This is a genomic window from Xanthomonas sp. LF07-6, from assembly GCF_034105445.1.
Classification (GTDB): Bacteria; Pseudomonadota; Gammaproteobacteria; order Xanthomonadales; family Xanthomonadaceae; genus Xanthomonas_A; species Xanthomonas_A sontii.
Map to the genome: position 1 here is coordinate 1 of NZ_JAXGGI010000052.1, position 235 is coordinate 235.

Genomic DNA, 235 nt, shown 5'->3' on the forward strand with positions numbered 1-235 from the left:
GCGGTCTGCGCCAGCGAGATGCCGTCGTTGGCGTTGCGCGAGGCCACGTCCAGGCCGCGGATCTGGGTGGTGAAGCGCTCGGAGATCGCCAGACCGGCCGCGTCGTCCTTGGCGCTGTTGATGCGCAGGCCCGAGGACAGGCGCTGGATCGTCGTCGCCAGGCTGGCGCTGGTGGTGTTGAGGTTCCGCTGAGCGTTCAGCGACATTACGTTGGTATTGATGACCTGTGCCATTT

General features: G+C 65.5%; 1 pseudogene. It reads right to left on the minus strand.

Going from position 1 to position 235, the window contains the following annotated elements:
• Positions 1-233 (minus strand): annotated as a pseudogene (locus SLW56_RS20840) (flagellin); the annotation flags it as partial.
• Between the last annotated feature and the right edge of the window lie 2 nt (positions 234-235).